This window comes from Kosakonia quasisacchari, from assembly GCF_004331415.1.
Lineage (GTDB): Bacteria > Pseudomonadota > Gammaproteobacteria > Enterobacterales > Enterobacteriaceae > Kosakonia > Kosakonia quasisacchari.
This window is the reverse complement of the sequence record NZ_SJOP01000001.1, coordinates 167,319-184,778: the sequence shown is the minus strand read 5'-3', so window position 1 is coordinate 184,778 and position 17,460 is coordinate 167,319. Positions and strand designations below refer to the sequence as shown.

The window sequence follows — 17,460 nt, the reverse complement described above, 5'->3', positions numbered from 1 at the left end:
GGAGTGGTGTTTACCCGATATTTATTGTGGTGAGGTTTGTTCCGTTCACCCGCTATTTTCTGGCTTCAGCAGTTCCCCGCGCAAAACAGGATAAAGGGGCGCGCACGCCCCTTATAAACGCTGAGACACCTATTCCCCCAATACTTCCCTTAGCACCGGTCCAATGCGCTCAAACGCCTGCGGCGAGATAATCTCCACGTGAGCGCAATCCTGACGGTAAAACTCCAGTTCGCGAACCCACGGTGCCCAGGCGGTGTGCGGATCGGTGCCTGCGGGTAACGTGCGCCCGGCAACAAACAGCGTGGCTTTACCGTCAAACGGCAGACTGTGGGCGGTGGTCAGCAAGCGAACCGCATCGGCATAATTGCCCTCAATAACCGAGAACAACTCACCGGAGGCTTGCCCCTGCTGCGCGGCAAGAAACGCCTGCCGCTCACGTTCGATCTCTGCCAGCACCGCCGGATCCAGCCCGTTAGCCTCTTTCTCTGCCCAGTTTTGCGTTTCCGGCGGCCAGGTATCGAGCAGCCCAAGGAATGCCACGGCCTCGCCCCGCTGCCGCAGACGCGCGGCAATGCCTTGCGCCAGCGTTCCGCCGAGCGAATATCCCAACAGGTAATACGGCCCGTGCGGTTGCTGCGCAAGCAGCGTCGCCAGGTGTTGTTCGCAGGCCTCGTCTAACGTCGCAGCCTGTTGCAACGGGCCATCCGGTCGCGGCGACTGAATGCCGGTGATCGACCAGCGCGGGGCGAGATAACGTGCCAGCACGCTAAACTGCCAGGCGAAACCGGACGCCGGATGGAAGCAAAACAGCGTTGGTCCGTCACTCGCACGCAAGGGCAGCAGGGTTTCCAGCCCAAGCCGCCCGGCCTGCTCCGCCGAAAGCGTTTGTTCGAGCATCGAGGCGAGTTTTTCTACCGTGGAAGCCACCATGATCTGCCCGGGTGTAACCTGCCGTTCGCACTCGCGGCTCAGTTGCGCCGCCAGTCGCATTGCCAGCAACGAATGCCCGCCGAGCGCGAAGAAATCCGCCTGTGCGTCGTTCACTTCACACCCGAGCAAACCGGCAAATGCCTGTGCCACTATCGTTTCCAAACCCGCATTGAGCGGACGACCGCCCTGCTGCACCGCCAGTTCCGGCAGCGGCAGCGCTTTTCTGTCGAGCTTACCGTTGGCGCTCAGTGGCAGCACGTCCAGTTGCACCAGCAACACCGGCACCATATGCGGCGGCAGTTGCTCACGCAATTGCGCCAGCAGCGTCGCCGCATCCAGCGTCTGCCCGGAGGCAGAAACCACATAACCAACTAACTGGCGCGCATCGCCGCCGCTGGCAGCAGCCTGATTAAGGACACACGCATGCGCCACCGCTTGAGCCACATCCGGTAACGCCAGCATGGCACGGTCAATTTCACCTAACTCGATGCGCTGGCCGCGAATTTTCAACTGGTCGTCGCTGCGCCCGAGGTATTCGACCGCGCCGTTTTCCAGCCAACGCGCGACATCGCCGGTGCGATACATGCGCTCACCGGCGGCAAACGGATCGGCGATAAAGCGGCTGGCGGTGAGATCCGGGCGACCAAAATAACCCTGCGCCAGTTGAATACCGGTGAGATAGAGATCGCCCGCCACACCCGGCGGCACCGGGCGCATCATCGCGTCAAGAATACGCAGCCCGGTGTTCCATACCGGGAAACCAATCGGCACACTGTTGCCGCGCACACCCGCCAGCGCCTCGCCATACGCCGGATACCAGCTTACGTCGACAGCCGCTTCCGTCGGGCCGTATAAATTATGCAGCGGCGCGCCGGTCAGTTGCTGCCATTCGCGACACAGATTGGCAGGCAGCGCTTCACCACTACAGAACACCTGTTTTAGCGTGTGGCAACTGCGCTGCGCGCTTTCCGGCGTGAGCGAGGCGACAAACGCGGCCAACATCGACGGCACAAAGTGCGTGGTGGTCACGCCGTAATGGGTAAAGAACTCCTGCAATGCGTGCGGATCGCGGTGTGCGTCCGGTTCTGCCATCACCAGCCTTGCGCCCGCGATAAATGGCCACCAGAACTCCCACACCGACACGTCAAAGCTGCACGGCGTTTTCTGCGCCACTACATCTTGCGCGGTGAGCGGGTAGCTCTCTTGCATCCACAGCAGGCGGTTGACGATGGCGGTTTGCCCGACCATCACCCCTTTTGGCCGCCCGGTAGAACCAGAGGTGAAAATGATGTACGCGGTATGCTCCGGGCGCGCCAGATTGAGTGCTTCACTGCCGTGCGTTTCCAGCGGGGCTTCATAGCAGAAATGGCGAAGACCCGGCATATCGCTAAAGCGCGCCAGTTGGTTCTGCGCAGTAATGATCAGACGCGGTTTGGCATCTTCCAGCATCATTTTCAGCCGCTCATCCGGGTAACCGGTGTCCAGCGGCAGCCAGGCGGCGCCCGCTTCGACAATGCCGTGCAGCGCCAGCGTCAGGAACACCGAGCGCGGCAACGCGACCGCGACGCTGTCGCCAGGCTGTACGCCAAGCTGGCGGAGCTGTTGCGCCAGTGCCACAACCTGCTCGCGCATTTCGCGGTAGCTAAATTGCCACTGCACATCCGCCAGTGCGGGCGCGTCCGGCGTTTTTTCTGCCTGCGCGGCAACCAGTGCGCTTAAGGTGGTGGTCGGCAACATCATGCCGGTATCATTAATTTCTGCCAGCCGCTGTGCTTCTGGTGATAACAGCAGCTCAGCATCGCCACAGCGCAACTGCGGGTTTTCAGCAAACTGCTTGAGCAGATGCGCCAGGCGCTCGACGTGCGTGGTTAAGGTGGATTGATCATAACGGCTTCGGTTCGCCAACACTTCCAGCGACAGCCCGCCCTCTTCGTGCGGGAACAGAGCGATTTCCAGATCGTTGACCGGCCCGGTCGTCAGCGTGTGCGTGGTGCCTTTAATGCCGTCAACATCCAGCAGATAATCAAACATTTTGACGTTAAACACCGGGCCGAACAGCGGTTCGTCACCTGCCGCACACCCGGCGTCGCGCACAATTTGTTCGGCATCATAACGCTGGTGACGACGCATCGCTTTCAGGCTGCCTGCAAGCGTCGTCGCCAGCCCGGAGAGCGTTTGTGTGCCATCCAGATGAATACCCAGCGGCAACACGTTCAGCACCGGCCCGGAGGCAGTTAATGCCGCCGAACCCATGCGGCGCATAAAGATAAACCCGGCGGCATACTCGGTGCGCCCGCACAGCCGGCCAAGCCACAGTGCCGCCAGCGCCAGCGCCAGATCGGCGGGCGCATGGTGACTAAAAGCCTGCGTTACGCGGCGGAATGCGTCAGTATCCATCGCCGCGTTGAGGCGTAAAATGTCGGTCGTTGCCGCGCGACCCGGCAACGGCGTGTCGGAAAGGGAGACCGGAGAAGGCAATGCGCTACGCTGTTGTGCCCAGAAGGCGCGGTCACGCGGCCAGGCGTCGCTTTCGCGGTAGCGCTGATACTCTTCTACCACCTCGGCAAATGGGGTAAACGGCGATGCCGGTGTTGCTTCACTGCGCCGCCACGCGCTGTAAATGGCGGCAATCTGGCGGGTAATAGCCGGGAAACTGAAACCATCAACCAGTAAATGGTGATAACGCTGATACCAGTACCAATGTTGTTCTCCCACGCGTAACAACAGGTGGCAAACCAGCGGCTTGCCACTCTCCACGCGCAAGTTTTGCGCCAGGTCAGCCTGCATCGCCTGCAACGCGGCAGCGCGTGGGGAGCGGTTGTCACGCAGATCGACGACCTCCGACAGGGCAAAAACATGTGCCTCGTCGACCCACTGCCACACTTCGCCGTTCTCTTCCTCAAAGCGCATACGCAGCGTATCGGCCTGCGACAAACCGCTGACAATCGCCTGCGCCAGCAGCGCGGCGTCAATATCGCCTTTCAGTTCAACATAGTGCGCCACGCTCCAGGCGTTGGGCAGGGTTGAGAGTTTTTCCGCCATCCAGATCCCCGGCTGTGCGGCGACCAGCGGTAAACGTTGGGTCATTTTCCGCTCCTCATTGCGCATAATGCGCCGGGGTTAAGGTTTGCCAGTTTGCCGCCAGCCAGGCGTTATAGTCGTCCTGCGGTTGCGGCTCGCACAACACGTTCCAGCCAGCGGGAAGCGCGCACTGCGCGGGCCACAGGCTGAACTGCCGCTGGGTATTTTGCAGAATATAAAATTGCCCTTGCGGGTTATCGAAGGGGTTGGTGAATTCCATAGCAAACTCCTGTCGTAGAAAGGCGCGATTAACGGGCGCGGGTAAGCGGCTGCCAGAGGGTGATAAGCCCGGAGGTCAGCCCGCCGCGCCAGCAAAGCGCATCGTGTCCGCCGTCAACCTGGCGCCAGAAAACCGGCTGCTGTGTACGTTGTAACAGGGGAAAAAGCGCCTCGTTGGCGCGAAAAATTAGCGGTTCGCGCACCCCGGCCTCCAGCACAATGCGCAGGCCCTGCGGATTCAACTCACCGTTTTTAAGTTTTTCGATAATGATGCCGTCACCCTCACCGCCGCGATGTGGCCACCAGAATGAGCCGGACTGGCTCAACACGCAGCCAAAACGCTGTGGCCAGTGAAGTGCGGCATAAAGCGACGACAGGCCACCAAAACTCTGCCCGGCCACCACCGTGCGATCCGCGTTGTCGCTGAACGGCGCAATGGCGCGTACCTGTGGCAATAACTCTTCTTGCACGGCGAGCCAGAAATCGGCATTGCACGGCAGCTCCTGGCTGCGGTGGGTGTTATCAATCACGTCGATAAGCACGTAAACCGCGTCCGGCAGTTGCCCGGCGTTGGTCAATGCCGCCAGCGCGGGCCATACCGGCATGCTTTGCGCCCAAAATTGCCCGTCGAGCAGGATCGCCAGCGGGCGTTCACAGCTATTGCTTTTGCCGGTGGTATAAACCCAGACGCGGCGCGTGTTGTTCAGGCGCGCGCTGTGCCATTGCAGGCGCTGCGGGGCGTTGAACGGTGTATCCGTTTCGCGCCAACCCGGCTGCAACGGCGCATCGGGCATTTCCAGCGCCGAAACAGGATGGCCGCGCCCGCCGCGCCAGTTTTGTGGATTGAGCGGGTCGGCAATCGCATGCGCCAGTAATTTGCGCCAGCCTTCGCGCAGTGCAGCTCTGCCCGGCGGCGTAGTTGTAAAGACTTCAGCGGCGAAATCGTCGCTGTTTTGCGAAGGGATGAAGCAGTAACTGCCGCGCCAGCTAGCGGCAAGCGTGGTTTTCCAGCACCAGACATCGGTTCCGGCAATGCGCGTCAGCGATTGCGGCGTCGATTTTTGATGGTGATCGGTCACGCCGGTAATGTAGATCCACACCCGGCGCACGCGCGAAGTCGCTTCTGTTCCGGCAGGATCGCGCCACCAGAATGTGACCTCATAATTCCCCTGCGCGTGTTTGACCCATTCGGGTCCCTGTTTTGACTCCCACCAGGCATCACTTCCCGTTGTTGACGTCACGGCTTTAACCTCAAATATGCTGTGGAAATTTTTGCTTGCAGATCAAAATATATCGATAATATTATTGATAACTATTTTCATTTGCAATAGCGTATTGACGCGCTGTGGGAAGCGCGTCTTTCACTTAAAAATGGCCGCCGTGGGCGAATTTTCTCAGGACTGAGCGCCTCGCTACGTGTTGGCTTCATCATGCCGCCTCCTCTCCCCCTGGGAAAGGACTTGCCGGGGATGCGGCGACGAAATGCAGGTAAAAAATGAATAACAAAATCAAAACCCTGGCCATTATGGTCAATCTGGGGATCTACGGTGTTGCTGTGCCAGCGTTCGCGGCAGAAACCCGCGCTGCTTCCAGCGAAGAGACGATTGTCGTCACGGCTGAGCAGCAAAATTTGCAGGCGCCGGGCGTTTCAACTATCACGGCTGACGAAATTCGTAAGAACCCGCCTTCCCGTGATGTCTCTGAAATTATCCGTACCATGCCGGGCGTGAACTTAACCGGTAACGCCACCAGCGGTCAGCGCGGGAACAACCGCCAGATCGACATTCGCGGTATGGGCCCGGAAAACACCCTGATTCTGGTGGATGGCAAACCGGTCACCAGCCGCAACTCAGTGCGCCTTGGCTGGCGCGGCGAGCGCGACAGCCGTGGTGATACCAACTGGGTGCCACCGGAAATGATCGAGCGCATTGAAGTGATTCGCGGCCCGGCGGCGGCGCGTTACGGTAACGGCGCAGCGGGCGGTGTGGTGAATATCATCACCAAAAAAGATAATACTGACGAATGGCACGGTTCGTGGAACACCTATTTCAACGCGCCGGAACACAAAGATGAAGGTTCAACCAAGCGCACCAACTTCAGCCTGAGCGGCCCGCTCGGCGGCGATGTTAGCTTCCGCCTGTACGGCAACCTTGCCAAAACTCAGGCCGACGCGCAGGACATCAACAAAGATCACCAGTCCGAACGCACCGGCACCTACGCCAACACTGTTGTCGCCGGGCGTGAAGGTTCGATCAACAAAGACATTACCGGCGTCGTGCGCTGGGATTTTGCCCCGATGCAGGCGCTGGAGTTCCAGGCCGGTTACAGCCGCCAGGGCAACCTCTACGCGGGCGATACGCAGAACACCAACAACGACAGCACCACCAATAACTATGTCAATGATAACTATGGCAAAGAGACCAACCGTCTTTATCGCCAGAACTACTCAGCGACCTGGACCGGCGGTTGGGATAATGGCGTCACCACCAATAACTGGGTGCGTTATGAACACACCCGTAACTCGCGCATTCCTGAAGGTCTGGCGGGCGGCACGGAAGGCCTGTTTAACGCGCAAAAATTCTCCGACATTGACTACAGCGATCTGCTGCTGCACAGCGAAGCGAGCATGCCGTTTGAGTTGCTGTTCAAGCAGAACCTGACGCTCGGCGCTGAGTGGGATCACCAGAGCATGAAAGATTCCACCTCGAATACGCAGACCTTTATGGGCGGCAATATTCCGGGTTACAGCAGCACCGGCCGTAGCCCTTATTCCGATGCGGATATCTTCTCGGTGTTTGCCGAAGACAACATTGAGCTGACCGACAGCACCATGCTCACCCCGGCACTGCGCTTTGACCACCACACAATCGTCGGGAATAACTGGAGCCCGTCACTGAACTTGTCTCAGGGCTTAGGCGACGACTTCACGCTGAAAATGGGGATCGCCCGCGCTTACAAAGCACCGAGCCTGTACCAGACCAACCCGAACTACATTCTCTACAGCCGTGGCCAGGGTTGCTACGCGGTTACCGTGGATGCGAACGGCAGAGATATCGGTTGTTATCTGCAAGGTAATGATGACCTGAAAGCGGAAACCAGCATCAACAAAGAGATTGGTCTGGAGTTCAAACACGACGGCTGGCTGGCAGGGGTTACCTGGTTCCGTAACGACTACCGCAACAAGATTGAATCTGGCTACTCGCCTGTTGGGCAAACCTCCATTAAGAGCGGCAGCTCAAACCTGAATACCTATATCTACCAGTGGGATAACGTGCCTAAAGCCGTGGTGGAAGGTCTGGAAGGTGCGTTGAATGTGCCGGTAAGCGAGACAGTAAACTGGACCAACAATGTCACCTACATGCTGCAAAGCAAAAACAAAACCACCGGCGAACGTCTGTCGATCATTCCTGAATACACCTGGAACTCCACGCTGAGCTGGCAGGTCACCCAGGATGTTTCGCTGCAATCCACCTTTACCTGGTACGGTAAACAGCAGCCGAAAAAATATGACTACAAAGGTAACCGCGTGACCGGTTCCGCCACCAACGAAGTGAGCCCGTACAGCATCGTTGGCCTGAGCGGCACCTGGGACGTGACCAAAAACGTCAGCCTGACGGGCGGTGTCAGCAACGTGTTTGACAAACGTCACTGGCGTGAAGGTAACGCTCAGTCAACCGGCGGCGGCGCAAACTGGATGTACGGCGCAGGTGCTGCAACGTATAACGAGTCAGGCCGCACCTGGTATATGGGCGTGAATACCCGCTTCTAAGTACGACCAACCCTCTCCTACGACGGAAGATCCCCCTCTTCCTGACGGGGAGAGGGTTCTTCCACATCCCTTTTCCCCTCGCGGAATAACCGGCAGAAGCGCAGATGTCGACAGTCCATTTAGTGCGCGGATCGTGATCCTTTTCTCCTTTTAAGAAATTAGCTGCGCAAAGCGTAGACAGTTCGCCGTCGCCGAATTATCGTTACATTGAATAATAAATCATTATTGAATATATATTCAATGTGGAGAAAAAGATGAACAAAACCCTACTGAAATCTGCTGTACTGGCTTCGATGATCGCCGCTTCCGGCTCGCTTTTCGCCGCAGATAAAGGCCTGATCGCGATTATTACTCCTTCACACGATAACCCATTCTTTAAAGCAGAAGCCGATGGCGCAGCCGCTAAAGCCAAAGAATTGGGCTACACCACGCTTGTCGCTTCACATGACGATGACGTGAACAAACAAAACCAGCTGATTGAAACGGCGATTGCCCGTAAAGCGAAAGTGATCATTTTGGATAACGCCGGCGCAGACGCCACCGTTGGCCCGCTGGAAAAAGCCAAGGCCGCAGGCGTACCGGCTTTTCTGATAGACCGGGAAATTAACAAAACCGGCATCGCCGTAGCGCAGATCGTCTCCAACAACTACCAGGGCGCACAGCTCGGCGCAGAGAAATTCGCCAAGTTGCTTAACGGCAAAGGCAAATACGTGGAGTTACTTGGCCGCCAGTCCGACACCAACGCCAGCGTGCGCTCGCAGGGCTACCACGATGTACTGGACGACTACCCGGACATGAAGATGGTGGCACAGCAGACCGCCAACTGGAGCCAGACCGAAGCCTTCACGCGTATGGAGGCCATTTTGCAAACCAACCCGGACATTGTTGGCGTGATCTCCGGTAACGACACCATGGCACTCGGCGCGGAAGCCGCGCTGAAAGCCGCCGGGAAAACCAACGTTATCGTGGTCGGCTTTGACGGGAGCGATTACGTGCGCGACTCGATCATCAACAAAGGCAATATCAAAGCCACGGTGCTGCAACCGGGCTGGCAACAGGCGCAGATGGCCGTGGAACAGGCGGATCACTTCCTGCAAACCGGCAAAGCGCAAAAGGATGAAAAACAGCTGATGGATTGCGTGCTGATCGATGACGGCAATGCCAGCAAACTGAAAATGTTCAACCTCAGCAAGTAGCGCGGAGGCGATATGTCGTTAACACAATGGGGCGCGTTACTAACAGGGTGCGCCGCCCTGTTGCTCACGGCCTGCACCGTGGTGGATCTGGATGAAAACGGTAAGCCGATGCTGCCTGCCGACCCGAACGCGAAAGCCAGCTTCGACAACCAGACGCCACAGCAGATCGCGCAACAAACCTGGCAGGCGCGCGTGATTGATGCCGCCCACCAACATGCGCTGGACAGCACCGCACTCGTCGCGCAGATGAAAACCCCTGCTACCCCACCGCAAAGCGTTTTTGTCCGACTAACAAGCCAGGTCGAGCGGATCGATTCCCGCAACGAACGGGAGCAACAACTGGTGGTGAGCGTAAACGGACAGTTGCTGGAGATTCAGACCGGTCCGGTGGTGCGCGGCAATGCGATTCGTGACGCAACCGGGTTTAAATTTGAGGACTTCACCAACCAGGTGCAGTTTGCGCAGCTCTCCCGCGCTTACAACCGCGAAGCGGTAAAACATCTGCCGAAAATCGACGCCAGCTGGGCCGGAAAACCGGTCACCGTGCTGATGGCGGTGACGCTAAACGGTGGCAAAGCAGAGGACGCCGTCGCCCTGGAGCTGAAACAGGAGGCACAATAATGAGTGACGCACCTGGGGATGAAATCATTCTGCGCACCAAAGGCGTCTCGATGCTGTTTCCTGGCACCGTGGCGCTGGACAGCGTGGACTACAACGTCTGGCGCGGCAAAGTGAATGTGATTATCGGTGAAAACGGTGCCGGGAAATCGACGCTGATGAAAATCCTCGCCGGGGTGCAGCAACCGAGCCTGGGCGATATCGAACTGAACGGCGAAAAAGTCCACCTCGCCGATACCCGCGCCGCCGCCGCGCACGGGATTGGCATGGTTCACCAGGAGCTGAATCTGTTCGAAAACCTCAATGTCGCTGAGAACATCTTTTTAGGCCGCGAGCTGCAAAAAGGGGTAACGCCAATTAACGAAGCCGAGCAGGAAAAGCGCACCGCCGAGCTGCTCAAACGCCTCGATCAGCCCATCTCGCCGCGCGAGCTGGTTGGCAACTTAAAAGTCGGCCAGCAACAACTGGTGGAGATTGCCAAAGCGCTGGCGGAGGACGCAGATATTTTGATCCTCGACGAACCGACTTCGGCGCTGAGTAAAACCGAAGTGGAAATCCTGTTTCGCGTTATTCGCGAACTCACCCGCCAGGGCGTGTCGATTATCTATATTTCGCACCGGCTGGAAGAGCTGATGGCGATTGGCGATGTCATTACTATCCTGCGCGATGGCAAATTCCAGGCCGAAGCGAAAGTGTCTGATATCGACGTGCCGTGGATTGTACGCGAAATGCTCGGCAGCGATCCGGTGAGCACCTTTCTCTCGCCGGGGCGCACCTTTGGCGCACCGGTGCTAGAAGCGGAACATATCACCTGCGTCAACGCCAGCGGCGTGGCGACGGTAAACGATGTCAGCTTCAAAGTGCATGCCGGGGAGATTGTCGGTATTTACGGTTTGATGGGCGCCGGGCGCACTGAGTTGTTCGGCTGCATGCTCGGTACGGAGCGCAATTACCTCGGCAAATTGTGGCTCGACAGCAAACCTGTGCCGCAACGGTTAACGCCCGCTGAGCGTATTCGCATGGGGATGAGCCTTGTCCCCGAAGATCGCAAACGCACCGGCATTTTCCCGATCTCGTCGGTGGCGACCAACCTGACGATCGCCAGCTTGTGGCGGCGGTTGCAGCGCGGTTTGACCATTGCCAGCAAACAGGAAGCGGAAGTCGTCGCCGCCACCATTGGCAATTTGTCGATCAAAGTCTCCTCGCCGGAGGTGGAAATTCAGGCACTGAGCGGCGGCAACCAGCAGAAAGTGGTGATTGGCCGTTCGCTGCTGACCAATCCGAAAGTGCTGTTCCTTGATGAGCCAACGCGCGGCATTGATGTTGGCGCAAAAGCGGATGTGTTCCGCATGATGGTGCAGCTTTCCGAACAAGGCATTGCGGTCGTTTTTTCCACGTCCGATCTGAAAGAAATCATGGCGGTGTCTGACCGCATTATGGTGATGTCCGGCGGCAAACTGACCGCCGATATTGCACGCGACCGTGCCGAGGAATCGGCGCTGGTAACAGCCAGTGCTCAGGGGTTCTGATATGAAAACAACACAATCTGTGGCGATGACGCCGCGCGCAGGCGCGTCGCTATCGCGTGAAAGTATTCTTCTGTTGCTGCTGAAGTTGCGTACCTTTATCGCGCTGTTCCTGATTGTCGGCTTCTTTACCGCCACCGTGCCGGGTTTTCTCTCCACCGGTAGCCTGCTGATTATGATTAAACATATTGCCATCAACGCTTTTCTGGCGCTCGGCATCACGTTTGTCATTATTACCGCCGGCATCGACTTGTCGATTGGCGCAACGCTCGGGCTGTGCGGCATGATTGCCGGCTGGATGATCACCAAAGGCATTGTGTTGCCGATGTTGGGCATCGCCATTTTCCCCAGCGTTTGGGTGATTGTGCCGCTGGTGCTGTTGATTGGCGGGCTAATCGGCGCGGTGAATGGCTGGATCATCACCCGGTATAATGTCGCGCCGTTTATCTGCACGCTTGGCACCATGTATGTGCTGCGCGGCGCGGCAATGCTGACGTCCGACGGGCAGACGTTCCCCGGTCTTTCCGGCAATCCGCTGCTTGGCAACACCGGTTTCGATGAGATTGGCGCAGGCACGCTGCTGGGTATTCCGTGGGCCATCTGGCTGATGATTGTGCTGGCAGCGGTGATTGCCTATATCGCCCGCCGTCTGCCGTTTGGCCGCCATGTTTACGCCATTGGCGATAACGAACGCGCCGCCGAGCTTTCCGGCGTGCGGGTGAAACAGGTGAAAATCTGGGTCTACACCATTTCCGGCCTGTGCGCCGCGCTGGCGGGGATCATTGTCTCCGCGCAACTGCTGGCCAGCCATCCGGCGAACGGTACAGCGTTTGAAATGAATGCCATTGCCGCCGTGGTGCTGGGCGGAACCTCGCTAGCCGGTGGCCGCGGTACGGTGCTTGGCACGCTGATTGGCGCTTTCGTAATTGGCTTTCTCGCCGACGGGTTGGTGATGATGGGTGTCAGTGAGTTCTGGCAGATGGTGATTAAAGGCATTGTGATCATCGTGGCGGTGATCATCGATCAGATGCAAAACCGTATGCAGCAGAAAGCGGCGGTCGTAGCGCAAAAAGCGGTGATGGAAGGGAAATAGAACCAGCTTACCCGGCGAATTTGCCGGGTCTTTTGTGTCGCCCGGATTGTGCATCCGGGCCTTTTTTTATCAGAACGCTTCCCAGTCGTTTTCCGGCGCTTTGCTGGCACCTGCCAGTGCCGGACGGCGCAACGCGCTCCCTGCCTTTGGCGCATTTGCTGTCGGTTTGCTGGCATTACCCGGCTGAGCGGCATCGCCCGGTAGTTTAAACACCGAAACAATCTCGGTTAACTGGAAGGCCTGCTGCTCCAGCGAACCGGAGGTGGCGGAAGACTCTTCCACCAGCGCGGCGTTCTGTTGCGTGACGCTGTCCATCTGTGAAATCGCCGTGCCAACCTGACCAATCCCTTTGCTCTGCTCAATAGAAGCCGAAGCGATCTCGCCCATAATATCCGTCACGCTGGTGACTGAACGCAGGATGTTATCCATCGATTCGCCGGTCAGCGTCACCTGGTCGAAACCGTTGTTGACGTTCGTTACCGACTCATCGATCAGCGTTTTGATCTCTTTTGCTGCACCGGCGCTGCGCTGCGCCAGGTTGCGCACTTCGCTGGCGACGACCGCGAAACCACGGCCTTGCTCACCGGCACGCGCCGCTTCTACGGCCGCGTTGAGCGCCAGGATATTGGTCTGGAAGGCGATACTGTCGATAACGTTAATGATGTCGGTGATTTTCTGCGAACTGCTGGTGATGTTTTTCATGCTGGCAATCACCGCCTGCACGCGCTCTTCGCCTTTATTCACCGCGGCTGACGCCGTTTTTGCAAGCGAGCTTGCTTCGCTGGCATTGTCGGCGTTCTGTTTGACCACCGCGCTCAGCTCTTCCATGCTGGCGGCGGTTTGCGTCAGCGCGGCGGCCTGCTCTTCCGTGCGTGAGGAGAGATCGGTGTTACCGGACGCAATTTCGCTCGCCCCCTGGTAAATTTCTCCGGCGCTGTTGCGGATCTGCGTGACGGTTTGCACCCAGTTGTTCTGCATGGTTTCAAGGTAGGGGATCAACTGCCCCACTTCGTTGTTACCGAGATTTTTTGTCGGCTTATCCAGCTTACCGACCGACAGCACCTGCAAGTGCTGTTTCACCCATTCCAGCGGGCGTGCCAGGCACAGCGCCAGGTAACGCTCCGACATCACCAGCATCGCCAGGCCAATAATCATGGCAACAATAATGATGGTGCGCGTCAGGGAAACCCAGTTGGCAATACGCGTGTTAGCGGCAGATTTCAGGTCATGAATTTCCTGGTTATATGCCACGATCGCCTGCGAAAAACCGCTGCGCAGCGGGCTAAATTGCGCCTTCGACAGTTGGTTGTAACTCTCGACGTTATTGGCTTTGACTGCCGCGAACATCGGCGTAATCGCTTGGTTAAATAGCGTCAGCGAGCTGTTATAGATATTGTCTGTCGAGTTGGTGCTGATGTTTGCATGGTCGGTGACTTTGAATTGATTAAGACCACTTTGTAGAAAATCGATATCTTTGCCGATACGTTCGAGGGTTTGTTGGTAGTTTTGCGTATCGTTGTTGGCCTGGAAAACCAGTGCGCGATCCATCAGCAATTTGACCTGGTAATAGCGATCGCTGGCGTTGTTAATGATGTCGCCGTTAACCTGCTGCACGTTGGTAAGCTCAACTTCCTCCGTTAAGCCGCTTAGCGCATGCAGTGAAAAAAACGATACGCCGCCCCAGAGCAGAGTAAAGATCACCAAAATCGCCAGCATCGCGACCTTGATTTTTAAATTTCGAATAAAGTGCATAAAAACCCCGGTAAATAGTTGTGAAATAAAGTATTCAGGCAGCGGTACTACCGCTGTCTACAACTCCATCGGCTAAGTGTCGGGGTTAATTAAGAATAAAAAGAAGTAAGGCAATAACCTTTGTATTGAAATGGTGATAACAAATATTGTACTAGTGCTTAACTTTTCTGCCGCAACTGAACACTTGTCAGCGCGGCAGATGTTAACGTGAGGGGGTTAATTCATTCCGCCGGAATGTCTTTCACCAGGCTGCGGGCGGTGGGGTAATCGGTGATCAGCACATCGATATAATTGCCCTGTAACGCACCGCGAATGGCGTTGCGTTTTTCCACCCCGCCCGCCAGCGCAATCACATGCGGACAGGCGCGGATCTGATCAAGCTCCATACCAATCACCGGATCTTCATCCTGGCTGAGTACCGGTTTGCCCGCCGCGTCATAATAATGCAGGCAGATATCGCCCACCGCGCCGCGTTCCGCCAGCAGTTGGAGCATATCTTCGTTGTAGTAGTTACCGGAGTTTTTCAGCAACTGGGACGGTTCCAGCTCGCCGATACCGACAATCGCCACATCCACTTCGGCGAATTTCGCCACTACCGCAGCGACATCCGGGCTGTTGACCAGACGCGCGCGCTCTTCAACCGAGTGTTCAATACTTTGCGATGGCAACAGCCACGACGGGCAGCCCAAATGCGCCGCCAGTTGCTGCGTTAAAATGGTCGCCTGGACGTTACCGTTCGGCCCCACACCGCCCAGCAACTGAATCACGCCTGCGGCGCGAATACTCTGCGGGTGCAACTCATCCACCATGCAGCGAATGGTGCTGCTCCAGGACGAGATGCCGACCAGGTCTTCCGGGCGCAAACGCGTTTCGACATAGTGCGCGGCCGCGCTGCCAATGGCGTGCTTAATCTGCGCGTTACCGGCATTTTCGCCGATATCCACCACCACCGCCTGGCGAATGCCATACTGCTGCTCAATGGCTTTTTCCAGCGCGACGAAAATATTGGTTGGCTGCACAACGGTAATTTTGACCAGCCCCTCTTTCTGGCAACGCGTTAATGCCCGCGAGACAAAAGATTGCGAGAGGTGGAGCAAAGTGGCAATTTCAGACTGTTTTTTGTTTTCGTTGTAATAAAGCGTGGCGATCTTCACCAGTAGCCGCTGTTCATCCTGCTTCGACATGCGCATCCCCTTAATCTGTTACTGGTATTTTTATGCATCGTTGAATAGATAACAAGCCAGCGTTTACCCTGGCCGACGATCCAAATGTGATCCTTTTCTCCTTTCTTCCAAAATTGCCTGTACAGAGCGTAGACAAACCCCGGCACAAGGCATATCTTTAATCATGAATAATAAATCAGTAGTGAATATATATTCTAAGCAACACTAAATCCAGCGTAAAACCTTGCCAGAACAGTGGGTGAACGCCGATGGGTTGCACTTTTTTACCCTGATTGAATATTTATTCATGAAAGACTATACATTCAAGAGGTGTCTTATGAATCCGTTTTCGCTCTCTGTCGATGAGCTCGAAAAGAAAGCACGCGCGGTGCGCCGCCGTATCATCATGCTGAACGCCGAAAGCCCGGCAGGCGGGCACACCGGCGCTGATTTATCGCAAGTTGAGCTGCTGACCGCACTCTATTTCCGCATCCTGAACTGTTCGCCGCAAACCAAAGAGAGCGACGAGCGCGACATCTACATTCAGTCGAAAGGCCACGCGGTGGGCGGTTATTACTGCGTGCTGGCGGAAGCCGGGTTTATCCCCGTCGACTGGCTGGCGACTTACCAACATGCAGATTCCCACTTGCCAGGCCATCCGGTGAAACACAAAACTCCGGGCATTGAACTGAACACCGGTGCACTCGGCCACGGTTTACCCGTCGCGGTTGGCATCGCGCTGGCGGCGAAACGCAGCAACAGCACGCGCCGCGTTTTTGTCGTCACCGGTGACGGTGAACTAGCCGAAGGCAGCAACTGGGAAGCCGCGCTGGTCGCCGCCCATTACCAGTTAGATAACCTGATCATTATTAACGATAAAAACAGCCTGCAACTGGCAGGACCAACCAAAGAGATCCTCAATACCGATCCGCTGGATGCGAAATGGCGCGCCTTTGGCATGCAGGTTACCGAGTGTCACGGTAACGATATGGCAGATGTGGTCGCCACGCTGGAAGGGCTGCAACCGGCGGGCAAACCGCAGGTGGTGATTGCACACACCACCAAAGGCGCAGGGGTTTCCTTTATTCAGGGACGCCCGGAGTGGCACCACCGCGTGCCGAAAGGTGAAGAGGTTGAACTGGCGCTGGAGGAACTGAAAGATGAGTAATAGCGAACACCTGGCGACAGTGATGGTGAATGCCTTTATCGATGCCGTTGATAGCGGTGTGGATCTGGTGCCGGTGGTGGCGGATTCCACTTCCACCGCCAAAATCTCGCCGTTTATGAAGAAATTTCCCGGCCGCGTGGTGAATGTTGGTATCGCCGAGCAGACGCTGGTCGGCGCTGCTGCGGGTCTGGCGCTGGGTGGCAAAATCGCCGTCACCTGTAACGCTGCGCCGTTTCTGATTTCCCGTGCCAATGAGCAGATCAAAGTCGACATCTGCTACAACAACACCAACGTCAAACTGTTCGGCCTTAATGCGGGCGCAAGCTACGGGCCGCTGGCGAGCACGCACCACAGCATTGACGATATCTCGGTACTGCGCGGCTTCGGCAATATCGAAATTTACGCCCCTTCCTGCCCGCTGGAGTGTCGGCAAATTATTGATTACGCCCTCGCCCATGTCGGCCCAGTCTATATCCGCCTCGATGGCAAAGCACTGCCGGAGCTGCACGATGCAGACTACCGCTTCGCGCCGGGCAATATTGATGTGCTGCGTCAGGGCAGAGATATCGCGCTGGTGGCAATGGGATCGACGGTGCATGAAATTGTCGAAGCTGCCACACAACTGGCAGCACAAGGTATTGACGCCAGTGTTATCAGTGTACCGTCTATTCGCCCATGCAATATATCGCAGCTACTGGCGGCGCTGAAAAATCACCGCGCCGTAATCAGCGTGGAAGAGCACAACGTCAATGGCGGCGTTGGTAGCCTGGTGGCAGAAGTGCTGGCAGAAGCGGGCTGTGCGCTGCCGCTGCGTCGGCTCGGCATTCAGGATGGGCAGTACGCCATCGCCGCCGACCGTGCCGCGACCCGCGCCCGCCATCAAATCGACGCGGCTGGCGTGGTCAACAATGCCCGCGAGCTGCTGGCAGCCCGACAATAACAATA

General features: G+C 57.1%; 12 protein-coding genes. 7 read left to right on the top strand and 5 right to left on the bottom strand.

Features of this window, described 5'->3' with window-relative positions; all coding sequences use genetic code 11:
- Positions 1-129: 129 nt before the first annotated feature.
- From entF to fes, 3 genes are read right to left on the bottom strand one after another with little or no spacing between them, the layout of a single operon-like run.
- Complete coding sequence (gene entF / locus E0L21_RS00885; RefSeq protein WP_131406190.1) at positions 130-4,017, bottom strand: enterobactin non-ribosomal peptide synthetase EntF; 3,888 nt, start codon at positions 4,015-4,017, stop codon at positions 130-132.
- 10 nt (positions 4,018-4,027) lie between these two features.
- Positions 4,028-4,231, bottom strand: a complete 204-nt coding sequence (locus E0L21_RS00880) for an MbtH family protein (protein ID WP_131406189.1) — start codon at positions 4,229-4,231, stop codon at positions 4,028-4,030.
- Positions 4,232-4,259: 28 nt separating this feature from the next.
- The gene (fes, locus tag E0L21_RS00875) at positions 4,260-5,471 is read right to left on the bottom strand and encodes an enterochelin esterase (protein ID WP_131406188.1); all 1,212 of its coding nucleotides are present in this window, start codon (positions 5,469-5,471) and stop codon (positions 4,260-4,262) included.
- 254 nt (positions 5,472-5,725) lie between these two features.
- Here fes and E0L21_RS00865 point away from each other — a divergent pair, with 254 nt between their 5' ends.
- From E0L21_RS00865 to E0L21_RS00845, 5 genes are all read left to right on the top strand, one after another.
- A complete protein-coding gene (locus E0L21_RS00865) occupies positions 5,726-7,999 on the top strand; it encodes a TonB-dependent siderophore receptor (protein WP_131406187.1) in 2,274 nt (757 codons plus the stop codon).
- Between the two features lie 254 nt (positions 8,000-8,253).
- Entirely contained in the window at positions 8,254-9,195 is a 942-nt protein-coding gene (locus tag E0L21_RS00860; RefSeq protein ID WP_131406186.1) for a D-ribose ABC transporter substrate-binding protein, read from the top strand.
- Positions 9,196-9,207: 12 nt separating this feature from the next.
- Positions 9,208-9,816, top strand: a complete 609-nt coding sequence (locus E0L21_RS00855; RefSeq protein WP_131406185.1) for a DUF2291 family protein — start codon at positions 9,208-9,210, stop codon at positions 9,814-9,816.
- Positions 9,816-11,342: a sugar ABC transporter ATP-binding protein gene (locus E0L21_RS00850; RefSeq protein ID WP_170312040.1), complete on the top strand. Its 1,527-nt coding sequence runs from the start codon at positions 9,816-9,818 to the stop codon at positions 11,340-11,342. Before E0L21_RS00855 ends, E0L21_RS00850 begins: the two co-directional genes overlap by 1 nt.
- A 1-nt stretch (position 11,343) precedes the next feature.
- Entirely contained in the window at positions 11,344-12,432 is a 1,089-nt protein-coding gene (locus E0L21_RS00845; protein WP_131406184.1) for an ABC transporter permease, read from the top strand.
- Positions 12,433-12,501: 69 nt separating this feature from the next.
- Here the strand turns inward: E0L21_RS00845 and E0L21_RS00840 are convergent, their stop codons facing one another.
- On the bottom strand, positions 12,502-14,184 hold the full coding sequence (locus tag E0L21_RS00840) for a methyl-accepting chemotaxis protein (RefSeq protein ID WP_131406183.1): 1,683 nt from the start codon (positions 14,182-14,184) through the stop codon (positions 12,502-12,504).
- Between the two features lie 221 nt (positions 14,185-14,405).
- A complete protein-coding gene (locus tag E0L21_RS00835) occupies positions 14,406-15,368 on the bottom strand; it encodes a sugar-binding transcriptional regulator (protein WP_131406182.1) in 963 nt (320 codons plus the stop codon).
- A gap of 316 nt (positions 15,369-15,684) precedes the next feature.
- On the opposite strand from E0L21_RS00835, the gene E0L21_RS00830 reads away from it, so the two are divergent.
- Both E0L21_RS00830 and E0L21_RS00825 read left to right on the top strand, forming a co-directional pair.
- Complete coding sequence (locus E0L21_RS00830) at positions 15,685-16,515, top strand: transketolase (protein ID WP_131406181.1); 831 nt, start codon at positions 15,685-15,687, stop codon at positions 16,513-16,515.
- The gene (locus tag E0L21_RS00825; protein ID WP_131406180.1) at positions 16,508-17,455 is read left to right on the top strand and encodes a transketolase family protein; all 948 of its coding nucleotides are present in this window, start codon (positions 16,508-16,510) and stop codon (positions 17,453-17,455) included. The genes E0L21_RS00830 and E0L21_RS00825 overlap by 8 nt, the downstream gene beginning before the upstream one ends.
- Positions 17,456-17,460: the final 5 nt, after the last annotated feature.

Coding starts and splice junctions, on each gene's coding strand:
- entF (WP_131406190.1), bottom strand. CDS start 4,017: ATGACCCAACGTTTACCGCTGGTCGCCGCACAGCCGGGGATCTGGATG.
- E0L21_RS00880 (WP_131406189.1), bottom strand. CDS start 4,231: ATGGAATTCACCAACCCCTTCGATAACCCGCAAGGGCAATTTTATATT.
- E0L21_RS00865 (WP_131406187.1), top strand. CDS start 5,726: ATGAATAACAAAATCAAAACCCTGGCCATTATGGTCAATCTGGGGATC.
- E0L21_RS00860 (WP_131406186.1), top strand. CDS start 8,254: ATGAACAAAACCCTACTGAAATCTGCTGTACTGGCTTCGATGATCGCC.
- E0L21_RS00855 (WP_131406185.1), top strand. CDS start 9,208: ATGTCGTTAACACAATGGGGCGCGTTACTAACAGGGTGCGCCGCCCTG.
- E0L21_RS00850 (WP_170312040.1), top strand. CDS start 9,816: ATGAGTGACGCACCTGGGGATGAAATCATTCTGCGCACCAAAGGCGTC.
- E0L21_RS00845 (WP_131406184.1), top strand. CDS start 11,344: ATGAAAACAACACAATCTGTGGCGATGACGCCGCGCGCAGGCGCGTCG.
- E0L21_RS00840 (WP_131406183.1), bottom strand. CDS start 14,184: ATGCACTTTATTCGAAATTTAAAAATCAAGGTCGCGATGCTGGCGATT.
- E0L21_RS00835 (WP_131406182.1), bottom strand. CDS start 15,368: ATGTCGAAGCAGGATGAACAGCGGCTACTGGTGAAGATCGCCACGCTT.
- E0L21_RS00830 (WP_131406181.1), top strand. CDS start 15,685: ATGAATCCGTTTTCGCTCTCTGTCGATGAGCTCGAAAAGAAAGCACGC.
- E0L21_RS00825 (WP_131406180.1), top strand. CDS start 16,508: ATGAGTAATAGCGAACACCTGGCGACAGTGATGGTGAATGCCTTTATC.